The following is a 25892-nucleotide window of genomic DNA, read 5'->3' on the forward strand; positions in this document are numbered from 1 at the left end:
TGAGCCACGGGGGCTGTAATCAGCGACTCGTCACGGCCCTCCGGGCGTCCGAGGTGGGAGCAGACGACCACCCGGCAGCCCGCGGCGGTGAGACGGCCGAGCGTCGGCAGAAACGACCTGATGCGGAAGTCGTCGGCCACCCGCCCGCCCGTGAGGGGGACGTTGAGGTCCGCCCGGACCAGGACGCGCAGTCCCTCGACCTTGGCGTCCTCGAGCAGCGGCAGCGGCATCCTGGGCGTCGGTGTTACAGCCCGCGGCGACCGAGGATCGCGCAGAGGTCCACCAGCCTGTTGGAGTACCCCCACTCGTTGTCGTACCAGCCAAGGACCTTGACCAGCCCCTCCGTCACCATCGTGTCCCGCGCGCTGAACACGCAGGACGAAGGGTTCCCGACGATGTCCTGGGAGACCAGGGGGGCCTCGCTGTACTGAAGGATCGACTGGTATCGCGAAGTGCCGGCGGCGTCGCGGAAGGCCTTGTTGACGTCGTCGGCGGACGGAGTCCCCCGAAGGACCGCAACCAGGTCCGTGATGGAGCCGTCCGGGACCGGAACTCGAAGCGCCATCCCGTCCAGCTTGCCCTTGAGCTCGGGGATGACCAGGCCGATGGCCTTAGCGGCGCCGGTGGTGTTGGGGATGATCGAAAGCGCGGCGGCACGCATCCGGCGCAGGTCCGGCTTGCCGGACCTGGTGGGGGTAGCCACGTCCTGCAGGTTCTGGTCGCTGGTGTAGGCGTGAACGGTGGTGATCATCCCGCGCTCGATGCCGAACGTGTCGTGGAGGATCCGTGCCATCGGCGCCAGGCAGTTGGTCGTGCACGAGGCGTTGGAGATGACGTCGTGGGAGCCGGGGTCGTAGGTGTCGTCGTTGACCCCGACGCAGACCGTGACATCCGAGTCCGGGCTGGGGGCCGAGATGACCACTTTTTTGGCGCCACCCGTGAGGTGGCCGGCGGCCTTCTCCCTGGACGTGAAAACGCCCGAGGACTCGATGACTACCTGCACTCCGAGATCTCCCCACGGGATCGCCGACGGCTCGCGCTCCTCGACCTTTCGGAAGCTGGTCCCGTCCACGGCGATGCCGTCGTCCGTTGTCTTGACGTCCTGGGGAAGGACCCCCGCCACGGAGTCGTACTTGAGCAGATGGGCCATGGTGCCCGTGTCGCCGAACGGGTCGTTGACCGCCACCAGCTCGACTCCCGCCTCCTGATTGGCAAGGATCGCGCGTACAAAGCTGCGCCCGATCCGGCCGAAACCGTTGATCCCAACGCGCACGGTCATTTTTGACCTCCCATGCCGAAGCTGCCGATGGTCGGATTCTACCCGCGGGCCCTGAGGGGGCCCCGCACGGCCTGAGGGGGCCCCGCGCGCCCTACTCCCGCTCGACGTCGCGGTGAAGCAGCGAGACCGGGTGGCCCTGGTCGGTCACAAACCGCGCCAGCTGCTCGGCGAACACGACCGAGCGGTGGTGGCCGCCGGTGCATCCGATGGCCAGGGTCAGGTAATGCTTGCCCTCCCTCACAAAGCCCGGAAGGACGAACTCCAGCAGGTCCTCGAGCCTGGCCAGGTAGGCCTTGGCGTCCTCGTGGGACATCACATAGTCGCGCACGCGGGAGTCGGTCCCGGGCAGGGGACGCAGGGCCGGCACCCAGTGGGGGTTGGGCAGGAACCTGGCATCGAAGACCATGTCGGCGTCGGTCGGGGGTCCGTACTTGAACCCGAAGCTCATGACCGTCACCTGCAGCCCAGCCCCGGCAGCGGGCGTGAGAGGAAAAGACGACTGGATGCGCCGGCGAAGGTCGTGCGGGGACAGTCCGGTCGTGTCGATGACGAGCTCCGCGTCGTCCCGCAGGACCCCGAGCAGCTGCCGTTCCCGCGCTATGCCGTCCTGGACGCGCTCCGTGGGCGCCATCGGATGAGGCCGCCGCTTCTCCTCGTAGCGCCGGACCAGGGTCTCGTCGGAGGCGTCGAGGAACACGATACGGACGCGGACCCCCCTTTCCCGCAAGGCCGAGAACGCCCGCCCCAGCTCGGCGAAGAACTCCTGGAAGAACTCGCGGCCGCTCGGCCGGACGACCACGGCGGCGGTGCGAAGCTTCGAGGCCCGGCAGAGTGTGGACACCTGCTCGATAACCGAAGGGGGCAGGTTGTCCATGACGAAGTACCCCATGTCCTGGAAGCTTTTCGTCGCCTCCGTCTGTCCGGAGCCGGACAGGCCGGTGATGACGATCAGCTCAAACGGCTCGGGCTCGTTCACGATGCTCCCTGCTGCACAAGACGGCGGTGGATGTCCTCCGCCAGGTGCCGCGGTATGCCGGGGACGGCGCGGATCTCGTCCAGGGTCGCCTTCTCCAGCGCCTCGACGGACCCGAACCATTTCATCAACGCCACCTTGCGCCCGCGCCCCACGCCGGGGATCTCGTCGAGCCGGGAGGTCCGCATCCGGACGTCGCGCCGCTGGCGGTGGAAGCCGACGGCAAACCTGTGCGCCTCGTCGCGGACGTGCTGGAGAACGTAAAGGGACTCGGACCCCCGGGGGATGCGCACCGGCTCGGACCTGTCCGGGAGGTGAACCTCCTCCAGGCGCTTGGCGAGTGCGGCAACCGGGATGTCGGCCGTTCCCGTGTCCGCCATGGCCTTCATGGCGGCCGCGAGCTGGCCCCGGCCCCCGTCGATCAGCACGAGCTGGGGGCGGTAGGCGAACTTCCTCGCCCGGCTCTGGCCGGCCTCAGGGGGCCGGTCTCTCTCGGCGGCATACCGCGCAAAGCGGCGGCGGACGATCTCCTCCATGGCCTTGAGATCATCCACTCCCTCGACGCCCTTGAGCCGGAACTTGCGGTAGTCGGTCTTGCGCGGCAGGCCGTCCTCGAACACGACCATCGACCCCACCGTCTCCTGTCCCTGCAGGTGGGATACGTCGAAGCACTCGATGCGAAGAGGCGCCTCCGGCAGGCCCAGGTCCGCCTGGAGCCGGCTCAGGGCCCGGGAGCGGGCGGCCAGGTCCGTGCGGCGCTTCATCCGGATCTCCGTCAGGGCCTGCTCGGCGTTCTGGGTCACCGTCTGCAGGACCGTCGCCCGTTCGCCCGACCTGGGCACGGCGATCCGGACCCGGCCGCCCCGCAGTCCCTGGAGCCAGTGCTCCAAGGCCTCGACGTCCTCCGGCTGGTACGGCACCAGGACCTCCGGAGGAGGCCTGTCGCCCTCCGAGTACATGGACTGCAGCAACAGGGTCAGCCGCTGCGGCGGAGACTGCTCCTCGACCACCTCGGCCGAGTAGCCCTTGCGCCCCGCGATGCGCCCCGAGCGGACGAAGAACACCTGGACGGCAGCGTCGAGCTCGTCCTCGGCGATGCCGATCGCGTCGGCGTCCAACTCCGTCTTCGTGACCACCTCCTGGCGCTCGATCGCCCGGCGGGCGGCGGCCAGCTGGTCCCTGCGCCGCGCAGCTTGCTCGAACTCCGTCCGCTCGGCCGCCTCGCGCATTTCCTCGTCCAGCCGCTGCAGCGTCCCCTTCACGTCGCCGTCGAGGAACCGGCAGAAGGCCTCGACGTTGGCCCTGTACGCCTCCTCGGTCACCTCCCCGACGCACGGCCCGGGGCACCTGCCTATGTGGAAGTACAGGCAGGGACGGCCCAGCCGGTTGCACTCCTTGAACAGTGTCTCGGAGCAGGTCCGCATCGGGAACACGCGCGTGAGGCTGTCCACCGTCTCGCGGATGGCGTAGGCGTGCGCGTATGGGCCGTAGTACTTGGTGCCCCGGCGCTTCCGGCCCCGCGTGACGGTCGCCTTGGGCCACTGGTCACGGAGCGTCACGGCCAGGTACGGGTAGGACTTGTCATCGCGGTACCGGACGTTGTACCTGGGCCGGTGCTCCTGGATCAGGGAGTACTCGACGAGGAGCGCCTGGACCTCTCCCGCCACCACCATCCACTCGAGACGTCGCGCGGACGACACCATGGCCTGGGTGCGGGGGCCCAGGCCGGAGGGGGCGCCGAAGTAGGAGGACACCCTCTTGCGGACGCTGCGCGCCTTGCCCACGTACAGGACGCGGCCGTCGGCATCCCGGAACAGGTATACGCCCGGGGAGTCCGGGACCGGTCCGAGCCCGGGTCGCTGGCCGCGCGCGAAGTCCAGAGCCTGGAGGGAGTCCATGGACCAAGGCTACCGGGGGTCGGCGGCCCACCACGGCAAATGCGGGGGTGCCGCCGTCTAGGTCGACATCTCCTGCAGCCCTCGTATGCAGTCGTCCACCGACTCGCACATCTCGACCTGGGCATCCAGCGACGTGATCGACAGAAGACGCCGGAGTGGGGCGTGCTGGGGGAGGACGAGCGCAAGCCGCTGCCGGGTCACCTCGAGCTGCCTGACGACCTCGAAGAACATGCTCACGCCGGCGCTATCCAGGTATCGGATTCCGGACATGTCGAGCACGACCCCCACCGCTTCGTTGGAAACTGACCCGAGGACCTGCTCTCCCACGGACCGGGCATTGGAGAAGTCGATCTCCCCGTCGAGGGTCCCGACGATGATTCCGTCACGCTCAGACAGATCGAGGCTCAACCGCGTCACGTGCGTGACTCCTCCTCGCGTCCCAGACGACGGCTCATCTTCACTTCTGTTCCTCTCTCGCCGGCCGAAACCTCCACATGGTCCATAAAGGCCTCGATGATCATCAGCCCACGTCCCCGGAGGCTGGCTCGTGGCGTCCTCCACTTTCCGCTATCGCGGACGTGGATGGACACATCGCCGTCGTGAGACGCCTCCAGCTCGAAATCAGCGGTTCTCGGGCCGACCGCGTGCTCGATGGCATTCGTGCATGCTTCCCCGGTTGCCGCCAAAATCTCATAGGCCTCCTGATCTGTTGCCCCCACTGACAGTAGCCACCTCCTGAGCGTTGCGCGCAGAGGCGCCAGAACCCCCGGCTTGGCAGCCAGGTTCAGGACCAGCGGATTCGTGAGAGGGGTCTGTCTCAGCACCAGGATGGCGACGTCGTCCTCGACTCGCCTGTCCTCCAGGCACCGGGCCAGGATGTGGTCGCACATCTCCTCGAGGTCCTCCGGAGCCGTCAGTACGGCGCGCTTCAGCCGCTCCATCCCCTCGTCCAAGGTCAGGCTCCGGGCCTCCACCAAGCCATCCGTGTACAGCACAAGCGTGGACCCCGGCTCAAGGACGATCACCGCCTCGGGGTACTGCGTCCCCGGCAGCGCCCCCAATGGCACCTCCCGGCCCTCGTCCTCGAGATACGTTGCGACACCCGACGGACTGACCACGAGCGGGGGTGGATGTCCGGCGTTGGTCAGCCGCAGGGTCCCTGACTCGGGCTCCAGCACCGCGTACACCAGAGTCGCCATGTGGTCGCCCCGGAGGTCCTCGAGGAGCCGATTGAGCCTGTCCACGAGCTCGGCGGGGCCGTGGCCTTCCAGGACGTAGGCCCGCAGCGCGTTTCGCAGCTGGCCCATCAGCGCGGCCGCTTTGACGCCCCGTCCGACGACATCTCCCATGCCGACCGCGAGGGAGCCTCCGGGCAGTTCCAGGACTTCGTACCAGTCGCCTCCCACCTCCACCCCGGGGCCCCCGGGGCGGTACCGCGCCGCCGTCAGCAGCCCGGGGACCTGCGGCATCCGGTCCGGCAGCAGGCTGCGCTGCAGCGTCTCGGCGACACCGCGCTGACGGGAGTACAGCCCCGCGTTCTCGACCGCCACCGCGGCCCGCAGGGCGATCTCCTCCATCAGCGACAGGTCCTGGGGACCCAGGGTCCTGCCGGAGTACGCGTTCGTGGTGACTGTCACCACGCCGGAGACTTCACCCCGACGGACCAGCGGGACCACGATCGCACTGAGCGGCTGCATCCTGAACACCTGCTCGCGGCGCCCGGGGTCCGGGACCGCCTCCTCGATCGACTTTCGAGTGACTTCGATCAGCGCCGGCTCCCGCGTCTTGATGGCCCGGACCACCGGATTCGCATCGTTGTCCATGTCCAGCGGCGTCTCTTCCGACTGTCGCGCCAGCTCCTCGAGGGACGGGTCACTAATGCTCACGACCCGTTCGCTGGGAATGCCCTCCTGCACAAGGTCGATCACGCACAGGTCCGCGATCCTCGGAACGATCAGCTCGGAAAGCGCTCGCAGAACCGACGTCAACTCCAGCGAGGAGGCCAGTGTCCGGCTTGCTTCCGCGAGGACGGCCAGGCCCTCACGCGCCTGCTCGGCGTCAGCGCGCGAGGTGCGCTCTGCCTCGTACAGCCGCGCGTTCTCGATCGCTATCCCAGCTTGGACGGCGATCCCCGCGGCCAGCCTCTCGTCGGTCTCATTGAAGAAACCCGATCCGGCGTGTCCGAAGAACAGGCCGCCCACGATCTCGCCCGCGGGCGAACGCACAGGGACGCCGAGAAAGCTGCCGAGCCGAGCCGGCTCCTGGGCGGGGGAACGCGCCGCCACGTCTCCGATCCTCACCGGTGCCCCGTCCGAGAACACCTCACCCACCAGTTCCCGCAAGTCCGGGGAAGGGAAGTCCGCAGCCGTCCCAGGGGATACAGAGACGACTGCGTCGAGATCTGCGGTCCCTTTCGGATGGGCGACGAAAGCGCCCACCGCGGCGCCGGTGAGCTCCGTGGCGGTGTCCGTCACGGCCTCGACCACGCGTTCCAGCTCCAAACTGGAGCTGACGGCGGCGGCCACCCGCTGCAGGGTCTCCGCCACCCGCGCCTGCTCGCGGAGCTGCTCCTCGGCCTGCCTTCGCGTCTGAAGCTCCAGAATCCGCTGCTCAAGCGACTCCGCCATCCGGTTGAACTCCCTCGCCAGGAGCCCAACCTCTCCGGTCCCTGTTTTCGCAACCCGGACTGAGCTGTCACCCCTGCCCATCCGGTTGGTGGCCGATGCCAGACCCCTGAGCGGGCGCAGGAGGTAGCCGCCGAAGACGCTCACCGCCAGAACCGTCGCGAAGATGACCAGTAGCAGGATCAGCATCAGCTCACGCACCGCGCGGGTGGCCGGGGCCAGCGCCGCCGACTCGGCCTGGTAGACACCGACCCCCACCGGAAGCAGGGCGGCGGGAGCCAGAGCCACCAGCTCGCGCCGAGATCCTTTGCCGGTGACGGCCGTCACGGGACGCATGTGAGCCGGCCCGATCGCGAGACGCTCGGGCCGCAGGACACGCCCACGATCGGCGTGAGCCACGATCCTCCCCCTGGCGTCGACGATGAATCCTCCGATGCCGGACCCCGGCCTCTCCAGACGCTCGCTCGCCTCCTCGAGCAGCATCCTGCCGACGAGAACCCCCACCCGTGTCCCCGGGGGGTTCTCGACCGCGACCGCGAAGCGGACAACGGGCTCCTGTATGTCGAGAAGCTCCACGGTGAACCCCTGCGGCCCCACTGCCGGTGGGGGTTCCGCGGCCGCGGCCTTGAGATCCACCACCTTCCTCGCGGACGCCGCTGCCACGAGGCTCCCCGAGTTGTCGTGCAGGACCACCTGCTCGAACTCCGACAGCACCCTCATAGCGACCCCGAGCTCGTCGGAAGCCCGTGACGACAGTGTCGCCACGTCCATACGGGTGCTCACCAGTGTCAGGTGCTGGATGTCCTCGCTCAGCCGGTCGTCCAGACGCACCGCCAGAGCAACAGCCGTCGCGCGGTTCCGCAGGTTGATTTCCGAACGCAGCGCCTCCCGTGCGTTGCGCTCGAGCAGGACCGAGCCCACTGCCGCGGTGAGCAGGCCTGCAGCGACCGACACAGAAACAAGCTGGACGACGAGTCGCGAACGGATGGGCGTGTTGTCAGCGGACGAGGTTCGCCTCCCTCAGCATCGACTCCGGGACCACGACCCCGAGGTTCTGAGCCGCGGTCCTGTTCACGACAAGTGTGAACCGCTGGGGGTCCTGAACGGGAACCGACCGGACCGCGACTCCCTCGAGGACCCTCAGCGCCTGAAGGCCCAGCTGGCGGCCGAGCTGCCGGGATTCCGGGAACAAACTCATCACCGCGAACCTCGCCTGTTCGATGTTTGCCACGACCGGCAGCCGGTACTGAGCTGCGGCGCTCTCGAGGGCGGGCAGGGATCTGGTGGCGGAAGGGGAGGTGGACAGGACAATGAAGGATGCCCCCGCCGCGGCGAGCGCTTCAACCGCCGAGCCGAGGTCCTGCTCGGAAGAGTAGTCGCGGGTTACGAGCTCTAGGTTCGCGGCTGCTGCCGCCCCGCCGAGGACCTTGAGGTGAGCGCCGGCCGCGTCGTCCCCACGCGGCACCGCGAGGCCTGCTCGCCTGGCGTCCGGAAACATACGTTTGGCGAGCGCGAGCGTGCGGTCCGCGGGCGGGACGAACCGTACCCCCGTCGCGTTCCGGTCCGGCCGCCGGAGGTTGGACACCAGCCCTGCTGCCTGGGGGTCGATGGATATGAACACGATCTTCAGGTCGGATGAAACCGAGCGGGCGGCAAACGCGCCTGCCGACGAGAACGCGACCAGCAGGTCCAGCCCATCCTTCATCCATGTGCGTACGGCCCGCTGTGCGTCGGCAGGAGATGGATAGGCCTCCAAAGGATCGGCTCCCAGGATCGTGAGGTTCTGCTTTTCGACCAGTCCGCCTGCCTGCAACTCGCCGACCAGCGCCTCCTGGGTGCCGGCGTCTCCTGTGGCCACGGCGCGCAGGAATGCGATCCGGCGGGGCCGCGGGTGCTGCCGCTCGGCCGGCGTCGCGCACGCGCATGCAATGAGCAGGAACGCCAGGAAAATGGGGATCGGCGGGCGGCTTCGTCCGCGCTGAGGTCGCAAAGTCAGACGAGTATAGGAGCGCGTCGCAGAGGCGATTACAGGAAGAACTGCCTCCACGCCGTCCACCAGTCCTGAGCGCTCGAGCGGATCCTCCGGGGGCCCACTACATCGACTCCCGGCCGGTTGCGATGACCGTCCAGGAGGTCGGGAGAGGTGAAGTCCACCTCGATGGTGCAGGGGCGCCCGGGGTCGTACGGCTGGACCGCTTTCAGGTCGGACAGAGACGCCTTTGCGCCCTCTTCGATCAGAGCGCGCGCGCGCACGGGGGGGATGTTCCTGGCGCTGAACCTCCCCAGGCCCTGCTTGACCGGCACGGTCGTCAGCCCGTCGCCCAAAAGCTCCCGCGCCTCGCGGCAGCTCGCCTCGTCACCGGTGACCAGCACCACCGGGCACCCCCACGTCCCACACAAGGCGGCGTTGATGCCGGTCTCCCCCACGTCGACTCCGTTGAACCGCAGGTTCGTCCACTGCGAGCCGGACACGGTGTGACACATCACGCCGTCCGGCGTCCCGGCCATGGCGTGCATCGCGACGAACAGCGCGGCGTCGCACCCGCTCTCCAGCAGATCGGTGTAGCCGGTCCAGACACTCTGGACGACGTAGTCGCAGCCCGGGTCCAGCAAGTCCGGGACCAGGGAGTTGAACGTGTAGTCGCCGCCGGCGCCGTGGCAGTCCACGACCACCACCTCCGTGGCTCCCGCGGCACGAGCGCCGCGCACGGCCGCGTTGATCTCCTCGGTGTACAGACGGCGGCCCTCCTCGTACAGGGGCTTTCCAGACGACACCTGGTCCCACTTGACGATCCCCGCGACCCCTTCCATGTCCGACATGACGATCACGCGCATCTCAGCCTCCCTGCTGAACGAGGACGACACCTCCGAGAATCATCGCGCCGCCGGCGAGGGAGCCGGCGGTGGGACGCTCGCCCAGCAGAGCCCACGCCCACAGAAGGCTGGAAACGGGGACGAGATAGACGAACGTCGCCAGCCGAGATGCGGGCCAGCGACGGAGACACCATGACCACGCGACGTAAGACACAGCCGTAGACAGCACTCCCAGGTAGATCAACCACGACCAGGCCGCCGCGTCCAGGGAGGCGAACGAGGACGCCTCCCGGACCGCGAACGGCGCCAGAACCAGCGCCCCCACCCAGGCCCCCGTGAGGTTCAGTCGGACCCCGTCGTACCGGGCCGCCAGCGGCTTGGAGACGAGGGTGTAGAGGGCCCAGGCGACCGGCGCGATCATGGTCACGAGCACCCCCCGGACGCTGCGAGCCTGAAGCCCCTGGCCCGAAGCAGCGACCAGCAGTCCAACCCCGGCGAAGGCGACGGCCACGCCCGCCGCCCTGCGGACGCCGAACGACTCCCGCAGCAGAACGGCGGCGGCAACGGCCACCATCACCGGCATCGTCGCGACCAGCAGGCTTGCGACGCCCGCCGAGACGTACTGCTCTCCCCAGTTGATCGCCAGGTGGTAGGCGGCCGAACCGAATACTCCGACTGACACCAGCTTGAGGAGGTCGCCCTTCCGGCGGTCGGGCGCGGGCCCCCGCACGAACGGGAGCATCAGCAGGTAGGTGACGGCGGCGATGAGCAAACGCCCCGCCGTCAGCGCGCCGGCCGACAGGTCCTGGAGCAGGAACTTGATCCCGCTGAAAGCGGCGCCCCAGACGGCTATCACCGCCACCATCACCAGCGGGACGGCCCAGGCGGGCGTCCGCACCTCGTTTTTCTCCGGGCGAGCGTCCGCGGGGGGGCGGAGGCGCTGACTGGTAGCCACCGTCAGTCGTACCGGGACGCCTGCAGCCGAAACAGCTCGGCGTACCGGCGTCCGCGCTGCATCAGCTCCTCGTGGGTACCCAGCTCCTCGAGGCGCCCTTCGTGCAGCACCACGATGAGATCCGCCATCCGGACCGTGGAGAAGCGGTGGGACACCAGCACCGTCACCGGCCGGACTCCCCCGGGGGCCGACTGGGCGAGCTCGGCGAACCTCTCGAAGACCTCGTGTTCCGACCGGGCGTCGAGACTTGCCGTCGGCTCGTCGAGCATCAGCAGCACGGGATTCTGCAGCATGGATCCGCGGGCCAAGGCAACGCGCTGCCATTCCCCCTCGGACAGATCGGTCCCGTCCTTGAAGTCACGCCCCAGCTGCGTGTCGTACCCGGACGGAAGACGGTCGATGGTCCTGTCGGCGCCGGACTGTCGGGCGGACGTCGTCACCCGGTCAAGGTCGTCGATCGACTCCAGGTCGCCCACTCCCACGGCTTCCCGTGCGACGAGCTGGAAGCGGACGAAGTCCTGGAACGCGGCGCCCACCCGGGACCGCCACTCGTCCAGGTCAAGGTCACGCAGGTCGATCCCGTCTATGCGGATCGATCCCCCGGTGGGGTCGTAAAAGCGGCTGAGCAGCTTCACGAGGCTGGACTTACCGGCTCCGTTTTCACCCACCAGGGCCACGGTCGCGCCCGCGGGGATGAACAGCGAGACGGCGTGGAGAACCTCCTTTTCGGTGTCCGGGTAGGTGAACGACACGCCGTCCAGGACAATGCCGCTGGTGATGGACCTGGGCACGGGCTGAGTGTGCTCGGGTCCGCGGAGCTGGACGTCCGGCTCGTAGTCCAGGAGCCACAGGTAACGCTCCCCCACGAACGACAGCTCCGCGAGCCAGGCGATCAGGTTCGCGGCCATCTCCACGTGTCCGATCACCATGCGCGACACCTGAACACCCAGCGCGACGTCGCCGATTGTTGCCCTGCGGTTGAGGGCCAGCCACCCGATGAACCCGATCGCGCCGCCGAGCGTGAGCCCGTAGGCGGCCCCCGTCACCACTCCGACCCCCGATCGCTTCAGCCGGTCACGGAAAAGCGTGCGGATGTAGGTCCCGGTGATCTGCCTGTACCGGTCTATGAGGTGGGAGCCGAGAGTGAAAAGCCGTACCTCCTTCGCTGCCTTCGGCTCGGTGGCAAGCTCCAGGTAGTGCTGTGAGAGGCGGTCCTCGGGGGCGATGTCGTCCCACCGTCTGAAGTGCTTGCGGTAGGAACGGAACTGGATCACCGCGCTGGGGGCCGCCACCAGCGGCATGACGATGAGCAACGGGTGGATCGTCGCCAGCAAAAACAGCGCCGATGACAGTCCGAAGATGAGGTAAGCGACGCTGTTGAGGTTCGTCAGCGCGCTGAACGGCACGTAGTGGTGGTTGCGGACCAGCTTGATCTTGTCCGCAAACTCCGGCCGCTCCAGGTGATCCAGACCGGGCGCAGACGTGGATATGGCCATCAGGCGTCTGTCGACCTCCTGGCTGATGCGGTCCCCCATGTCCATCTGGAGGAACTGCAGGAGGTGGCCCAGCAGCACGGTCGCGGCGAACTGGCCCAGGAAGACAAACCCCCACTTCCAGGCCTCGTCGGCGTCGCCCGCGGCGAGGGCGTCCACCAGAAGCTTGGTCAGCCACCCGCTGGCGGCCCCGGCCATGCCCATGAGGATCATCGACGCAAGCAGTGCGGCTGCGCGCCTGCGGGCTATATCCCAGGCCAGTCCCAAGATCGCGCCGTAGACGCGCGTCATGCGGTGGACGGTCTGGGAGTCGACCTTCGGCGGAACCTCGGGGATCTGCTCCGAGATGCTCATTCCAGGGTCCCCGTGAGCCGGTAATGGGAGGCCTGCATCTCGTACAGCTCCGCGTAGCGGCCGCGCGACGCCACCAACTGCTCGTGGGTCCCGTCCTCTACCACCCGGCCGTTCTCGAGGAACACGATCCTGTCGGCCATGCGCACCGTCGAGAACCGGTGGGATACCAGGATCGTCGTGCGTCCCCGGCTGAGGTCGGCGAAGTGCGTGTACAGCTCGTGCTCCAGCCGGACGTCCAGGCTGGCCGTGGGCTCGTCCAGGACGAGCAGGTCGGAGTCCCGGGCTATCTGCGCCATCATCGCCCGCGCCAGGGCCACCCGCTGCCACTCCCCCCCGGACATGTCCACGCCCCCGAACTCGCGGGCCAGGGGGGTGTCCCAGCCGTTGTCGAGCTCCTCGATGCGGTCCAGAACGCCCACGCGACGGGCCGATTCCCGGACCGCGGCCTCGTCGTCCATGTGCTCGACCGCCCCGAACCCCACGTTGTGCCGGGCGCTGAGGTTGTAACGGACGAAGTCCTGGAAGATGACGGCCATGCGGGATCGCAGGGCGACCAGGTCGTACTCGCGGATGTCGGTGCCGTCCAGCAGGATCCGGCCCTCGTCGGGGTCATAGAAGCGGCAGAGCAGCTTGATCAGAGTCGTCTTGCCGGCGCCGTTCTCGCCGACCAGGGCCACGGAGGTGGCCGGATGTATGGCCAGGTCGAGGCGGTCCAGGATCTTGCGCTCGGTCCCCGGATACGTGAAGGAGACCCGGTCGAAGACGATCCCGGACCCCGGAGCGGTCCCGGTCCTGGCGGACCCGGACGCGTCCAGGCGCGGGTCGCGGCGGGGCAGGTCCATCAGCTTCAGCGCCGTGGGCAGGTAGTAGTTCGCCTGACGCATCGCCGCCAGCGTGCGCGACAGCGCCAAAAACGCGTTCGTCATCCCGATGGCCGCCATCGAGGTGGCCGTGAAGACACCGACGTCGATGCGACCGTCCAGGGTGGCGGAGATCATCCGGGTGAAGACGTACGCCGTGCCCGCGATCGTGAGCACGTGGAGTGCCGTCCGGATCAACAGGCTCTTACGCCGGACCTGCCACACCTCTCGGATCCCGGCCAGCCAGTGCGTCCCCTGACGCTGCAGGAGCCAGTCCCCCAGCCCGAAGATCCGCAGCTCCTTGGCGGGCTCAAGGGACAGCGCAAGGCGGCGGAAGTAGTTGGCCTTCCGGGCCTCGTCCGAGCGCCTTATCCGGCGGATCCCGGCCGCCCTGACCAGCCGCCAGGCGGCTACCGCCTCCGGGAAGGTCGTGGCCAGCATCAGCAGCGGGATCCAGCCCGCGAACACCGACGCCAGCCTGGCCATCGCCAGGAGCTGCACGAGCGTCTGGATGCTGGACGTGAGGTGGTTCAGGCTCTGGACCGGGGCCCACTGAACCCAGCTGGACACCTCGAGCTTGTCTCGGAACTCAGGGTCCTCGAAGTAGGCGAGCCCAGGAAGCTGGGTGACGCTGGTCATGATCCGCTGCGACAGATAGGCGTGGAACCTGCGCTGGAGCCCGAACAGAAGCGCCTGCTGAATGGGCCCGAGGACCTGCGAGATCAGGATCGCGCCCCCCAGCCAGATCAGGGCTTCGCGCGCGGTCCGTCCGGGGGCCGACTCGGCCCCCAGGCGGATGGCCCTGGGCATGACGCTGAGGAACCTGCCGGTCTGCTCCACCATCACCGCGGGGACGTATCCCTGCACGGCGGTGGTCGCCATGACGCCCACAACAAACCACGGCGCGGCTCGGGCGACCAGGCCCAGCCCCCGGACCGTGGCGCGCAGCTCCTCGCGCCAGGGGACCTTTTCGTCCAGCAATCTCATTCCCATGCGAGGACCTCGGCTCGTGGGCGGGGTTCATCATCATCGTCGGCCCCCGCAGCGGCGGCAACCGCCGCGGCGCCGATATACTGGTAGGGACCGGTTCGCGCGAGTGCGCGGTCCGGTCTTTGGCTTTTTCAGCGCCGGCGCCGGCGCGCGCGGGGGGCCGGAGCGAGCAGGGGGCTGAGGAACCTTCCCGTGTGCGACCCCTCGCATGCCGCGATGGCCTCGGGCGTACCGGACACGACCACGTGACCCCCGCCGTCGCCCCCCTCGGGCCCCAGGTCGATGATGTGATCGGCGGTCTTTATGACGTCGAGGTTGTGCTCGATCACCACGACCGTGTTGCCCGCGTCCACCAGCCGGTGCAGCACCTCCAGCAGGCGCTTGATGTCCTCGAAGTGAAGTCCCGTGGTGGGTTCGTCCAGCATGTACAGCGTTTTGCCCGTGGCCCTCTTCGCGAGCTCGCTGGCCAGCTTCACCCTCTGGGCCTCCCCTCCGGACAGCGTGGGCGCCGGCTGTCCGAGCCTGATGTAGCCCAGCCCCACGTCCACCAGTGTCTGTAGGTGCCGGCGGATCGGTGGGATCGCCTCGAACAGGCCCAGCGCGTCTTCGACCGAGGACTCCAGCACCTCGCAGATCGTCTTGCCCTTCCACCGGACCTCGAGAGTCTCGCGGTTGTACCGCCTGCCCTTGCAGACCTCGCAGGCGACGTAGATGTCGGGCAGAAAGTGCATCACGATCTTGCTGGTCCCGTCGCCGGCGCAGGCCTCGCACCGGCCCCCGCGGACGTTGAAGGAGAATCGTCCAGGCCCGTAGCCGCGGCGCTTGGCCTCCGTCGTCTGCGCGAACAGCTTCCGGACGTGATCGAACACACCGGTGTACGTGGCGGGGTTGGACCGCGGCGTACGTCCGATCGGTGACTGGTCGATGAGGATCACCTTGTCGAGCTGGTCGATCCCCGTGATGCGCTTGTGCTTGCCGGGTACGAGCTTGGACTTGTACACCTTCACCATCAGCGCCTGGTAGAGGATGTCGTGCACGAGGGTCGACTTCCCCGACCCGGACACCCCGGTCACGGCGTTAAAACATCCGAGGGCGAACTTGGCCTCGTCGCCCTTGAGGTTGTGCTCTCGGGGGCCGGTCACCGTCAGGTGCGCCCCCCTTTTGGCGCTTCGCCTCGTGACCGGCACGCCGATCTTCGCCCGCCCGGACAGGTACCGGCCGGTCAGCGACGTCGGGTGCTCGAGGAGACCCTCCAGGGGGCCCGCGTAAACGACCTCACCGCCGTGCTCCCCGGCCCCGGGACCTATGTCCACCACGTAGTCGGCGGTCCGGACCGTGTCCTCGTCGTGCTCCACCACGATCAGGGTGTTGCCGAGGTCCCGAAGCCGGACCAGCGTGGTGATCAGGCGGCGGTTGTCGCGCTGATGGAGTCCGATCGAGGGCTCGTCGAGGATGTACAGGACGCCGACCAGTCCGGACCCGATCTGCGTGGCCAGCCTGATTCTCTGCGCCTCCCCTCCGGCCAGCGTCGCCGCGGCGCGGGACAGGGACAGGTAGTCCAGCCCGACATCAACCAGAAACCCCAGCCGCTCCCGGACCTCTTTGAGGATCCGCTCGGCAATGTGGCGCTCTCGCTCGTTGAGGTTCAGGTGCTCGGCGAACAGCAGTGCCTCCCGGACGGACCGGGAGCACAGCTCGGAGATCCCCAGCCCGTCGATGGTCACGGCCCTGGACTCCGGCCGGAGGCGGGCGCCCTTGCACTCCGGGCACGGGATCTCTCTCATGTACTGCTCGGCGCGCTGTCGGGAGGCGTCGCTGTCGGTTTCGTCATAGCGCCTGCGCAGCCACGGGATCACGCCTTCGTACGCGGTGTGGTAGGACCGGACCCTGCCGTAGCGCGACTTGTACCTGACGTGGACCTTCCGCCCCCCGGACCCGTGCAGGAGCACCTCCCGCTCCTGAGCGGTCAGCGTCCGCCAGGGCGCGTCGGCGTCGATTCCGAACTCGTCGCAGACGGCCGCCAGGAGGCGGTCGAAGTACTCCAGCCGCGCGCCGGCCCACGGTCCGATCGCCCCCTCGGACACCGACAGGTCCGGGTCCGCGACGATCAGGCTGGGATCGACCTCGAGCCTCGTCCCCAGGCCGGTGCAGCGCGGACAGGCACCGTACGGCGTGTTGAAAGAGAACATCCGGGGAGCCAGCTCGTCGAAGCTGATCCCGCAGGACATGCAGGCGAAGTGCTGCGAGAACGTCTGCGACTCCCCGTCCACCTGCTCGACGGTGACGATGCCGTTGGTGAGTCCCGTGGCCGTCTCGAGTGAGTCGGCGAGCCTGGACCGGATGCCTTTTTTCAGCACGATCCGGTCCACGACGACCTCGATCGTGTGCTGCTTGTAGCGCTCCAGCCGGATCTTCTCGGTCAGCTCGCGGATCTCACCGTCGACCCGGGCGCGGGCGAACCCCTTGCGGGCGAGGTCGCCCAGCAGCGACTCGTACTCCCCCTTGCGCCCCTGCACCACGGGGGCCAGGACCACGAGCCGGGCCCCCTCGGGCCATTCCAGGATGCGGTCGACCACCTGCTCCACCGTCTGACGCTCGATAGCGCGCCCGCACTGGTGGCAGTGCGGCTTTCCGATTCGCGCGTAGAGCAGACGAAGGTAGTCGTAGACCTCGGTGATCGTTCCCACGGTCGAGCGCGGGTTGCGGGACGCGGACTTCTGGTCGATGGAGATGGCGGGTGACAGCCCCTCGATGAACTCGACGTCGGGCTTTTCCATCTGGCCGAGGAACTGCCGGGCGTAGGAGGACAGCGACTCGACGTACCGGCGCTGGCCCTCCGCGTAGATCGTGTCGAAGGCAAGCGAGGACTTGCCGGACCCGGAGATGCCCGTAAAAACGATCAGGGCGTCGCGGGGCAGCTCCAGGGAGACGTTCTTCAGGTTGTGCTCGCGCGCACCCTTGATCGAGATCTGGGAGGACATCTGAGGGAAGGCTCCTGTTCTGCGGTTCGCGGGAACGCCCGTTCGTGGACCATCCTATTGACGGGTGCGACACGACGCAGGAGACCGCGTGACAGGCAATCCGATTGATGCCTTCGGCCCCCGGACCTTCGAGGTGGAGTGCGGCGGGGAGACCCACCGGGTGGTCTGGGACAAGGGACAGATCATCGCGCCGGACCACGATCAGGAGGCCGAGGAGGTCCTGGCGACGTTCGGCGGCCGCCGGGAGCCCTGCCTGGCCCTGGTGGCTCTGAGCAGGATGCCTCTGCCGGACCCCTCGGCCCGGGCCATCGTCGCAGGCATGACCGGCGAGCGTGATCTCACCTGGTCGGCAGCCAGTCTCGAGCAGACGGCCGCGCAGTACCCGGGCATGGCGCGCGCGGGCTGGTTCCGGTCGACCGCATCCATGCTGCGAGGGCTTGCCGTGCTCCCGCCCGAGGGCAGGGACCTGTTCTGGCTCCACTCGGCCTTCCGTCAGCCCCCCGTCAAGGACCGCGGTAAGGACGCGGAGATCCGGCTGCTCCTGACCAACGCCGTGCAGGCGACGGCTCCGGGAAGCGACATCTCGGTCCGGTGCGAGGTGGTCCGGGAGACCAAGACCCCGCACGCCTTCGGCCTCAGCAACGGGACTACGTCCGCCGTCGCCGTGTTCGTCCAGCCCTCGTGGATCGCGATCGCACGCGAGGGCGCATCGGTCGTGGACGGCTACGCGCTGCTGCGCCTCAACCGTCCTACGTCCCGCCGGAGCCGCCGCGCCTGGGCGCTGGTATGGCAGCCGTTGGACGACGGACTCAGCGCGAGAGTGGCCAGGGCCTCCGTCGACCCGTCCGGCTCGGTCCGCCTCCTGAAGCAGGCGCACAGCCGATGAGCCAGAGTCACCACGACTACACCGACCAGGCCGCGCGGTACGACAGGACCCGGTCCGCCAGCCCCTCTGTGCTGCGGCCTCTGCGGGCGGCACTGTCCGGGGCTCCCGGCAAACATCTGGTGGACGTAGGCGGAGGGACCGGGAACTACTCAGCGGCTCTGGCCCGAGACGGGTTCCGCCCCATCGTGCTGGACGTCTCCCCTGAAATGCTTGGCCGCGCGCGGACAAAGGGGCTGGCGGTCCTCAGAGGCAGCGCCGCGAGCCTGCCGGTGCGAGACGGGGTGGCGGATGCCGTGTCAATGGTTTCGATGCTCCATCTGGTGGTCGAGTGGCGTTCGGCGCTCTCAGAGGCGCGGCGGGTCCTGAGACCGGGCGGGGCGCTCGCGATCATGGCCTACACGCGCGACCAGCTGGAGGTCCTGTGGGTCCTGGACTACTTCCCGGACACGCGCGAATGGCTGGCTCCCGAGCACCAGTCGATCGACGAGCTCGTGACGGAGCTTCGGGGGGCGCAAGTCACGCCGTTCGAGTTCGAGGACCTGGATGACGGTTCGATGGCGGCTCTCTGCCGCCACCCGCACCTGATCCTGGACTCCCGGCGCCGCGCGCAGACGAGCTACTTCGAGCGACTGGAGAGGTCGGACCCGGACGCGTTGCGCAGGGGGCTGGACGAGCTCGAGCGTGACCTGGCGCGAGGGCGGCGGCCACAGGACGAGGTATCGGAGGCGCGATCCAGGCTGGGGGACGGCTGCGTCATCGCCTGGACCAAGCCGATATAGCCGGGAACAGCACCTTCGGAGCCCGGATCAGCCCGAAAGGTAATCAGGCGCGGCGGGCGGCCTCGAAAGTCCCCCACCAGCGTCCGGACCGGTCGAGGAAGACTCCTACGCCGGCCCGGTTGAACCCCCGGCTGCGCAGGTCGAACATGCAGCGCTTGTGCCCGGGGGAGTTGAGCCAGAGGCTGTACAGCTTCTGGGCCACCCGCTCCGTGGATGCTCCCTGTGCGGGGCGGAAGTAGGCGACGTTCTCGCATGCCGCGAAGTTGCCGCTGAACCCGGCCCGCCTGACGCGGTCGTGGAAACCGGCGTGGGTGAGGCCTCCGTGGCGAGACATGCTCACGGAGTGCTGGCGCGCGACGGACCGCAGCCCGTCGTGGGAGCTGAGCCGTCCCTTGCCGATCGAAGCCCGTCCGTTGTTGATCAGGGTGAGCACGCGCGACTCGACCGCTGAGGCCCCGGTTGCGTTGTGGGACGAGCCGGAGACCGGGTGCGCGTGCACCACGGGAGCCGAGGCAAGACCGAGCGTGAGCGCGGCGGCGAACGCAATCAGACGACGTGTCATGGGGGGCCTCCTGAGAAGACGTCTCGAGGTCCCGGCAACCCTAGCAGAAGCGGGTGCCGTTCCCGCCGTCACTCAGACGCAGAACCCCGGACGGGCCACCGACCGGATGCCCCCGACGACGTGCTCGGCGAAGAGGTCCTCCGACCAGGCGGACGCCGAATGGCCGCCGGACGTGTACCACGAGCGGCCTCCCTGGTAGGTATGGCACCAGGAGACCGGGTGGTCCGCACCCATCGTGCCCCCCTGGTAGCTGTCCTCACGGACAGTCACCAGGACCCTGACCTTCGGACGGGGGTTTTCGCGGAAGTCGTACCACTCGTCGGTCCGGAACCACTCGTTGGGCAGCCGGGAAGTGGACGGGTGGTCTGCCTTCTCCACGATCATCTTGGCGTTCTGGATCGCCGGGTGGGACTTGAAGTAGGCCCCCACGAGGCCCCCGTACCAGGGCCAGTCGTACTCGGTGTCGGCCGCCGAGTGGATGCCGGCGTAGCCGCCGCCGGCCCGGATGTAGCGCTCAAAAGCAGCCTGCTGGTCTCCGTTGAGCACGTCTCCGGTCGTGTGCAGGAACACGACGGCCAAAAACCGCTTCAGGCCCACGTCCGTGAAGACTCCCGGATCCTCGCTGTGGACGACCGGAAGGCCATGGGACTCCAGCCGCTTCAGCGCCTCCAGGGCCGCGGGAACCGAGTCGTGGACGAAACCCCTGCGCAGGGTGAACACGAGCACGGCGGGAGGCCCGGCGGTCGGCTGAGGTGTGGGGGCGGCGGTCGTCGAAGGCGTCGGTGTCCGTGCGCGAAGCGAAACCGGAGTCCCCGCGGGAGACGGGCTCGCCGGGCTCGGCGAAACCGTGGGCTCGGTGGTCGGACTGGCAGACGCCTCCGAGGCGCGCACACGTGTCGCCGGTTTCGGCTTCTGCTGCGCGCAAGCCGCGGTCAGGAGCAGGGCTGCCAGGGTCAGGGCGATCGAGCGTCTGCTCACGGCTTCACCCCCACGGGTTGGCCGTGGACCTCCCGCAACTCCCGCTTCAGGTCCGTGACCTCGTCGCGGAGCCGGGCCGCGTACTCAAATCGCAGGTCCCGCGCCGCGTCGCGCATCTCCTCCTCCAAAACCATGATCAGCCGCTGCAGTTCGTCCAGCGGCATGTCGGAGCGCTCCTGCCGGCGACCCCTCCGGGAGCCCTTGCCGGGCACCGGGGCCCCGGCCGGACGAGTCTGCAGAAGGATGTCCGTCACGTTCTTGCGGATCGTCTCCGGCTTGATCCCGTGCTCGGTGTTGTACGCGACCTGTATCTCGCGGCGTCGCCTCGTCTCCTCCAGCGCGTCGCGCATCGAGTCGGTGACCTGATCGGCGTACATGACCACCTGCCCCTCGACGTTGCGCGCCGTCCGCCCGATGATCTGGATGAGAGAGGTGGCCGAGCGCAGGAACCCCTCCTTGTCGGCGTCCAGGATGGCCACCAGCGTCACCTCCGGCAGGTCCAGGCCCTCGCGGAGCAGGTTGATCCCGACGAGCACATCGAACTCGCCGAGCCTCAGGTCGCGCAGGATCTCGATCCGCTGGACCGTGTCGACCTCGGAGTGCAGGTACCGCACCCGGATCCCCATCTCCAGCAGGTAGTCGGTGAGGTCCTCGGCCATCTTCTTGGTCAGCGTGGTCACTAGAACGCGCTGCTCGCGTTCGACGCGGCGCCGGATCTCAGCGATCAGGTCGTCGATCTGTCCACGGGTCGGACGCACGATCACCTCGGGGTCCACCAGCCCTGTGGGGCGGACGATCTGCTGGGCCACGCAGGTGGACTTGCGCAGCTCGAAAGCAGCCGGGGTCGCAGAGATGAAGCACACCTGTCCGACCTTCTCCATGAACTCCTCGAAACGCAGGGGCCGGTTGTCCATCGCCGAGGGGAGCCGGAACCCGTGCTCGACCAGGGTCTCCTTGCGTGAGCGGTCGCCTTCGTACATCCCGTGCAGCTGCGGCACCGTCATGTGCGACTCGTCGATGAAGACGATGTAGTCGTCGGGGAAGTAGTCCAGCAGCGTGTAGGGGGCCTCGCCCGGCGCCCGCCCGTCGACGTGGCGCGAGTAGTTCTCGATGCCGGAGCAGTAGCCGATCTCCCGCATCATCTCCAGGTCGTAGTGGGTCCGCATTCGCAGGCGCTGCGCCTCCAGCAGCTTGTCCTGCGCCTGCAGCTCCGACAGCCGCTGACTCAGCTCCGCCTCAATGGACGCCATCGCGCGCTGCATGGTCGTGTCGCCGGCCACGTAGTGGCTGGCCGGGAACACGTTCACCGACTTCGTCTCCCCCACGACCTCGCCGGTCACCGGGTTGATCCACGTGAGCCGCTCGACCTCGTCGCCGAAAAGCTCCGCCCGCAGGACGAGCTCCTCGTAGGCGGGATGCAGCTCCAGCGTGTCGCCGCGGACACGGAACCGTCCCCGGGTGAGGTTCATGTCGTTGCGGTCGTAGCGCAGGTCCACCAGCCGCCGGACGATCAGGTCGCGCGGCATCTCCCCGCCGACCTCCAGTGACAGGATCTGTCCCCTGTACTGCTCCGGGGAGCCAAGGCCGAAGATGCAAGAGACCGAGGCCACGACCACGGCGTCGCGCCGGGTCAGCACCGCCGCGGTCGCCGAGTGGCGCAAGCGGTCCACCTCGTCGTTGATGGACGAGTCCTTCTCGATGTAGGTGTCCGTCTGAGGGACGTACGCCTCCGGCTGGTAGTAGTCGTAGTAGCTCACGAAGTACTCGACGGCGTTGTCGGGAAAGAACTCCTTCAGCTCGGTCGTGAGCTGAGCCGCGAGCGTCTTGTTCGGTGCTATGAGCAGCGCGGGGCGCTGGAGCCGCTCCGCCACCGCGGCCATGGTGGCCGTTTTGCCGGTGCCGGTGGCGCCGAGCAGCGTTACGAACCGCTCACCCGCCGCCAGGGCGGCGGAGAGTTCCTCGACGGCTTTGGGCTGGTCGCCGGCCAGGTCGAACCCGGGCCGGAAGCTGAAATCGCGCGATGTCATGGGGGCTCCAGCGTAGGCCGTCAGGCCCCCAGCCGTGCCGCAACCGTCGGCAGTTCCCGCAGGGTGGGGATGACAGGGAACTCGCGCACGTCCGGCCAGCGGCCGTAGCGGTCCAGGAGCACGCCGTGCAGTCCGCATGCGGTTGCCGCCTCCGCGTCGAAGTAGGGCTGGTCCCCCACGTGCACGCAGCGGTCCGCTGACACCCCTGCCTGCTCCACCGCCCACTTGAAGATCCGGGGGTCGGGCTTCTCGACGGCAAGCGGTCCGGAGATCGCCACGACGTCGAAGCGGTTGAGGATGCCGAGTCTTCGCAGGAGGCCTTCCAGCCACCCCTCGAAGTTGCTGATGATCCCCAGCCGCAGGCCGGCGGCTTGCAGCTGATCCAGCGCCGGCAGGACGTCGTCGAAGAGGCCGTAGTTGTCCGGGTTCGAGAAGGTCTGGAAAAGGACCTCCGGGGCCTCCGGGTCGTCGATGCCCAGGTGGCCGAGCATGTCGGTGTAGAAAGCCGTCCAGAATGCCTTGGACTCGTCGGCGGAAGCAGAGAACGTCCTGCCCTCGTCTGCCGCGCGGCGGAAGTGGGAGCCGAGCTCGCGGCTGGTCCGGATGACGTCGTCGCTGCCGGCCTGGTGTCCTCGCGACCGGATGACCTTCGCGGCCAGCTCCGGGAACGAGGGCTCGGCCCGCAGGAGCGTCTCCCCTGCGTCGAAGAACACCATCTCGATCAAGCGCCGGCCCCCGCTTTCGCGCGCAGCGACTCCCAAAGCTCGTCCACCTGGGCCTCCAGCTCCTCCAGCGAGCCTTCGTTGCGGATGACGTGGTCGGCGATCTCCTCCTTGTCGGAGATGGGGGCCTGTGCGGCCATCCGCGCGGCGGCGTCCTGTCTGGACATGCCGCGCTTCTCGAGCCGGTCGAGCGAGGTCTGTTCGGATGCGGACACCACCACGACCTCGGCCACCAGCCCCCGGCTGCCGGACGCCGACTCCACGAGCAGCGGGATGTCGAGCACGACTACGAGGTCCTGTCCCGCCAGGTCCCTGAGCCGGTCCACGATCTTCTGGTACACGCGGGGGTGAACGATCGAGTTCAGCTTCATCCTGCGCTCCCGGTCGGCGAACACGATCCGGGCGAGGATGGTCCGGTCGAGTTGTCCGTCCTGTCCGACCGCCTCGGGGAATTCAGCCGCTACGTCGTCGTAGCCGGGGGTGCCGGGCTCGATCACGTCACGCGCCAGCAGGTCGGCGTCCACCACGTGCGCGCCGCGCCGCCCGAGCATGCGGGAGACCGTCGTCTTGCCGGTGCCGATCCCGCCCGTGAGGCCGATCACGTACACGCGCGGGGCTCAGCCCTGCTGCATGTCGCGAACGATGGCCTCGAGGGTGTCGGTGGGGGCGTCCTCTGACTTCGGGCGCTCGGGCTCGGCGTCGCCGTCCTCGGCCGTTTCCGGCTCCGGCTCCAGCTCCGGCTCGGGCTCAGGAGAGATGTCCGGCTCGACGTCCAGAAAGGCCTCCTGGCTCAACGGCTGGCCTTCTCCGGCGCCGGCTCCCGGCGATTCCGTCGGCTCCGGCGGGACGTAGCCCTCCTCGGCCTGCTTCATCGAAAGCGAGACTCGGCGCCGCTTGGGGTCGACGTCCAGGACCTTGATCTTCACGACGTCGCCGACCGACACGACCTCCGCGGGTGTCTGAACGTGCTTCTGCGAAAGCTCGGAGATGTGGACGAGGCCCTCGAGCCCGTCACCGACCTGGACGAAGGCGCCGAACGACACCAGCTTCGTTACATGTCCGTCGATGATGTCGCCGGACTCGTGCAGGCGGCCGAAGCTGGCCCACGGGTCCTCCTGCGTGGACTTGAGCGAAAGGGAGATCCGCTCGCGGTCGTGATCGACGTCCAGGACCTCCACCTCGACCTCCTGGCCCACTGTCACGACCTCGGCGGGGTCCTCGACGTGCTTCCAGGACAGCTCCGAGACGTGGACGAGCCCGTCGATGCCGCCGAGGTCCACGAAGGCCCCGAACTTCACGATCGACGAGACGCGGCCCGTCCGGACGTCGCCCTTCTTCAGGGTGCCCAGCAGGTCCTTGCGGGTCTCCTTCTGGGTCTCCTCGAGGAACGCGCGGCGGGAGAGCACCACGTTGTTGCGGTTCCGGTCCAGCTCGATGATCTTGCACTCGAGCTCGGTTCCCACGAATGGGTTGAGGTCTCCCACGCGGCGGATGTCCACCAGCGACGCGGGGAGGAACCCCCGGAGGCCGATGTCCACGATGAGCCCGCCCTTGACCACCTCGATGACCTTGCCGGTCACCATCTCACCGGTGTTCTTCTTGTCCTCGATCACGTGCCAGGCCTTCTCGTACTGGGCGCGCTTTTTGGACAGGATCAGACGGCCTTCCTTGTCCTCCTTCTGAAGGACCAGGGCGTCGATCTCCTCCCCGACCGTGACCTCCTTGTTGGGGTCGACGTCGTGGCGGATGGACAGCTCGCGGATCGGGATCACGCCCTCGGACTTGTAGCCGATGTCGACCAGGACCTCGTCCTTGTCGATCCGAAGGACGCGGCCCTTGACCACGTCGCCATCGTTGAAGTCCTTGAGCGTCTCGTCGTACGCGCGCTCCAGGTCTTCCCTGGTGAGGATCTCGCCGCCCGTGTAGGACGACATACCGGTGCTCTCTTGCGTGTCTTGGGGGCTCATCTGCTGGTGGGACCTCCGAACATGTGTCTCCAGGCCCCCGTGGGGGCCCAGGCACGACAATGGTACCAGCGCAGCGGCGGGGGCCGCAGGTGCTCAGGCGTGGGCTTCGGACCAGTTGCGGCCGAAGTGGACGTCCACCTCGAGCCCGCAGATCAGGTCGGCGGCGGCCTCCATATGGGTGCGGACCAGCGCGTCGGCCTCCGCCTCGGCCCCCGCGGGGACCTCGAACACCAGCTCATCGTGGACGGACAGCAGCATCGTGGCCACGTGGGTGCGGTCCTCCAGGGCCAGGTCCACGTCGATCATCGCCCGCTTGATGATGTCGGCGGCGCTGCCCTGGATCGGCGCGTTGAGCGCCATCCGCTCCCCCATCGCCCGCACGCGGGGGTTGCGCGACTGCAGCTCCGGCAGGTAGCGCCGGCGTCCGAGCATCGTGGTGGTGAAGCCGTCCACCTTGGCCCGGCCCACTTGTGCGTCGAGGAAGTCTCGGACCTTCGGGAACTGCGCGTAGTAGGCGTCCACGAACGCCCTGGCCTCCTCGAGGTCCACTGACAGCCGCTGAGACACCCCGTAGGACGACATGCCGTAGGCGATGCCGTAGGAGAACTGCTTGGCGTAGGAGCGCATCTGCGGGTTCACGTCCGCGACACCGACGCCGTAGACCTTGGACGCGATCGCGGCGTGGAAGTCGTGGTGCGAAGCGAACGCCTCGAGGATCCCAGCGTCCTGGGACAGATGCGCGAGGACGCG

At 68.3% G+C, this 25892-nt stretch carries 21 protein-coding genes; 2 read left to right on the plus strand and 19 right to left on the minus strand.

From position 1 onward, the window contains the following. The 12 genes from pgk to uvrA form a co-directional block, all read right to left on the minus strand. A partial coding sequence (pgk, locus tag VNE62_02455) for a phosphoglycerate kinase (GenBank protein ID HVE91148.1) occupies positions 1-224 on the minus strand: 224 nt, incomplete at its 3' end. Between the two features lie 20 nt (positions 225-244). Next, positions 245-1279: a type I glyceraldehyde-3-phosphate dehydrogenase gene (gene gap / locus VNE62_02460; protein ID HVE91149.1), complete on the minus strand. Its 1035-nt coding sequence runs from the start codon at positions 1277-1279 to the stop codon at positions 245-247. Between the two features lie 91 nt (positions 1280-1370). Then, positions 1371-2255 (minus strand): RNase adapter RapZ, encoded by an 885-nt coding sequence (gene rapZ / locus VNE62_02465; protein ID HVE91150.1) that lies wholly within the window; start codon positions 2253-2255, stop codon positions 1371-1373. After that, the gene (uvrC, locus tag VNE62_02470) at positions 2252-4150 is read right to left on the minus strand and encodes an excinuclease ABC subunit UvrC (protein ID HVE91151.1); all 1899 of its coding nucleotides are present in this window, start codon (positions 4148-4150) and stop codon (positions 2252-2254) included. The genes rapZ and uvrC overlap by 4 nt, the downstream gene beginning before the upstream one ends. Before the next feature lie 57 nt (positions 4151-4207). Next, complete coding sequence (locus VNE62_02475) at positions 4208-4567, minus strand: STAS domain-containing protein (GenBank protein ID HVE91152.1); 360 nt, start codon at positions 4565-4567, stop codon at positions 4208-4210. Continuing rightward, positions 4564-7728 carry a SpoIIE family protein phosphatase gene (locus VNE62_02480; GenBank protein HVE91153.1) on the minus strand — a complete coding sequence of 1055 codons (3165 nt, stop codon included), beginning with the start codon at positions 7726-7728 and terminating at the stop codon, positions 4564-4566. Before VNE62_02480 ends, VNE62_02475 begins: the two co-directional genes overlap by 4 nt. 43 nt (positions 7729-7771) lie before the next feature. Beyond that, entirely contained in the window at positions 7772-8764 is a 993-nt protein-coding gene (locus VNE62_02485; GenBank protein ID HVE91154.1) for an ABC transporter substrate binding protein, read from the minus strand. Positions 8765-8799: 35 nt separating this feature from the next. Then, a complete protein-coding gene (locus tag VNE62_02490) occupies positions 8800-9609 on the minus strand; it encodes a M55 family metallopeptidase (GenBank protein HVE91155.1) in 810 nt (269 codons plus the stop codon). Between the two features lies 1 nt (position 9610). Next, a complete protein-coding gene (locus VNE62_02495) occupies positions 9611-10486 on the minus strand; it encodes a DMT family transporter (protein ID HVE91156.1) in 876 nt (291 codons plus the stop codon). 59 nt (positions 10487-10545) lie between these two features. Then, positions 10546-12390: an ABC transporter ATP-binding protein gene (locus VNE62_02500; protein HVE91157.1), complete on the minus strand. Its 1845-nt coding sequence runs from the start codon at positions 12388-12390 to the stop codon at positions 10546-10548. Continuing rightward, positions 12387-14243 (minus strand): ABC transporter ATP-binding protein, encoded by a 1857-nt coding sequence (locus tag VNE62_02505; protein HVE91158.1) that lies wholly within the window; start codon positions 14241-14243, stop codon positions 12387-12389. The genes VNE62_02500 and VNE62_02505 overlap by 4 nt, the downstream gene beginning before the upstream one ends. Before the next feature lie 128 nt (positions 14244-14371). Then, positions 14372-17221, minus strand: coding sequence for an excinuclease ABC subunit UvrA (gene uvrA / locus VNE62_02510; GenBank protein HVE91159.1), 2850 nt, complete (start codon positions 17219-17221; stop codon positions 14372-14374). A gap of 88 nt (positions 17222-17309) precedes the next feature. Between uvrA and VNE62_02515 the strand changes: the two genes are divergently transcribed. Together VNE62_02515 and VNE62_02520 are read left to right on the plus strand one after the other, a co-directional pair. Next, the gene (locus VNE62_02515; protein ID HVE91160.1) at positions 17310-18107 is read left to right on the plus strand and encodes a hypothetical protein; all 798 of its coding nucleotides are present in this window, start codon (positions 17310-17312) and stop codon (positions 18105-18107) included. Continuing rightward, positions 18104-18886, plus strand: coding sequence for a class I SAM-dependent methyltransferase (locus tag VNE62_02520; protein HVE91161.1), 783 nt, complete (start codon positions 18104-18106; stop codon positions 18884-18886). Before VNE62_02515 ends, VNE62_02520 begins: the two co-directional genes overlap by 4 nt. A 43-nt stretch (positions 18887-18929) precedes the next feature. Here VNE62_02520 and VNE62_02525 read toward each other — a convergent pair whose 3' ends face one another. The 7 genes from VNE62_02525 to VNE62_02555 form a co-directional block, all read right to left on the minus strand. Beyond that, positions 18930-19448 carry a CAP domain-containing protein gene (locus tag VNE62_02525; GenBank protein HVE91162.1) on the minus strand — a complete coding sequence of 173 codons (519 nt, stop codon included), beginning with the start codon at positions 19446-19448 and terminating at the stop codon, positions 18930-18932. 72 nt (positions 19449-19520) lie between these two features. Next, positions 19521-20426: a ThuA domain-containing protein gene (locus VNE62_02530; GenBank protein HVE91163.1), complete on the minus strand. Its 906-nt coding sequence runs from the start codon at positions 20424-20426 to the stop codon at positions 19521-19523. After that, positions 20423-22453: an excinuclease ABC subunit UvrB gene (uvrB, locus tag VNE62_02535; protein ID HVE91164.1), complete on the minus strand. Its 2031-nt coding sequence runs from the start codon at positions 22451-22453 to the stop codon at positions 20423-20425. The genes VNE62_02530 and uvrB overlap by 4 nt, the downstream gene beginning before the upstream one ends. A gap of 20 nt (positions 22454-22473) precedes the next feature. After that, the gene (locus tag VNE62_02540; protein HVE91165.1) at positions 22474-23169 is read right to left on the minus strand and encodes an HAD-IA family hydrolase; all 696 of its coding nucleotides are present in this window, start codon (positions 23167-23169) and stop codon (positions 22474-22476) included. Positions 23170-23174: 5 nt separating this feature from the next. Beyond that, positions 23175-23783 (minus strand): dephospho-CoA kinase, encoded by a 609-nt coding sequence (coaE, locus tag VNE62_02545; protein HVE91166.1) that lies wholly within the window; start codon positions 23781-23783, stop codon positions 23175-23177. A 9-nt stretch (positions 23784-23792) separates the two neighbouring features. Continuing rightward, on the minus strand, positions 23793-25109 hold the full coding sequence (gene rpsA, locus VNE62_02550) for a 30S ribosomal protein S1 (protein HVE91167.1): 1317 nt from the start codon (positions 25107-25109) through the stop codon (positions 23793-23795). Between the two features lie 126 nt (positions 25110-25235). After that, the coding region (locus tag VNE62_02555; protein ID HVE91168.1) for a DNA polymerase at positions 25236-25892 on the minus strand (657 nt) is incomplete at its 5' end.

Source organism: Actinomycetota bacterium, assembly GCA_035536535.1.
Classification (GTDB): Bacteria; Actinomycetota; JAICYB01; order JAICYB01; family JAICYB01; genus DATLNZ01.